Source organism: Chitinivorax sp. B (genome assembly GCF_005503445.1).
In the GTDB taxonomy this organism is placed as follows: Bacteria; Pseudomonadota; Gammaproteobacteria; order Burkholderiales; family SCOH01; genus Chitinivorax.
This window is the reverse complement of record NZ_SCOH01000160.1, coordinates 1-1,265: the sequence shown is the minus strand read 5'-3', so window position 1 is coordinate 1,265 and position 1,265 is coordinate 1. Positions and strand designations below refer to the sequence as shown.

1 pseudogene is annotated in these 1,265 nt (G+C 61.4%); it reads left to right on the top strand.

Annotation, left to right across the window (positions count from 1 at the left end):
* Positions 1 to 1,265, top strand: a pseudogene (locus FFS57_RS25025) (hypothetical protein); the annotation flags it as partial.

Sequence of the window (1,265 nt, the reverse complement as noted above, 5' to 3'; positions counted from 1 at the left end):
GGTGGGGTGCTGGTCACTGAATTCAGCTACGACGCACTGGACAACCTGGTCACCGTCAAAGACCCACTCGGCCACACCACCCGCTACAACTACAATGGCCTGGGTGACCTGCTACAGCTGGTCAGCCCCGATACCGGCACCACCCGCTACAGCTATGACAATGCCGGGCAGCTCAAGACCAAGACCGATGCCCGTAGCAAAACCGAAACCCGCAGCTATGACAACCTGGGGCGGGTCACCAGCCTGGCCTTCGGCGACCAGACCCAGACCTTCACCTGGGACAGCGCCGCCAATGGCAAAGGCCGCCTGGCCAGCCTGCAGGATACCTCCGGTACCACCCACTACCGCTATGACGCACAAGGCCGTTTGAGTGGTAAAACCCTCAGCTTCACCGCGACTGGTGGCGTTGGCGGCGAGGCTGGCAAGCGTGAGGTCGGCTACAGCTGGAACGAGCAAGGGCAACTGACCCAGCTGAGCTACCCCAGTGGCCTCAAGGTCACTTACAGCTACAACAGCAACGGCCAAGTCAGTGCCGTGCAACTGAATGGCCAAACCCTGCTCAGCCACATCCAATACCAACCGTTTGGCGGTATCAAGGGCTGGAACTGGGCGGGTGGCAACACCCACCACCGCAGCTACAACCTGGATGGCCAGCTGGAACTGCTGCAACACGGCAGCCTGTACAGCAAAAGCTACCGCTGGAACGCCGCCAACCAGCTGACAGCGCAGACCGACAATCAAGCGAGCCAACTCAACCAAAGCTACGACTACGACGCACTGGACCGCCTGAACAAAACCACCCGCGGCACCGTCACCGAGCAATACCAATACGACGCTAACGGCAACCGCACCCAAAGCCAGGTCAACACCGCCGCCACCAGCTACAGTATCGACCCGGCCAGCAACCGCCTGCTGCAGCAGAGCGGCAGCAATGCCAAGACTTATACGCTGGACGCCAGCGGCAACCAGACTGGTGACGGCAGCCTCACCTTCAGCTACGACAACGCCGGCCGTTTGCGCAACGCCCTGAAGAACGGCCAGAGCTTCAGCAGCTTCTTCTACAACGCGCAAGGGCAACTGGCAATCAAGACCGCCAACAGCAAACCGATCCAGTTCGTCTACGACGAAGCCGGCCACCTGCTGGCGGAACATGCCGACCCGGCCACGCAAAGCCCGACCCAGGATCACCTCTGGCTGGGCGACACCCCGATTGCGGTGGTGCGCCCCAACAGCAGCGACCCCAGCAAACCGCTGATCTACCACGT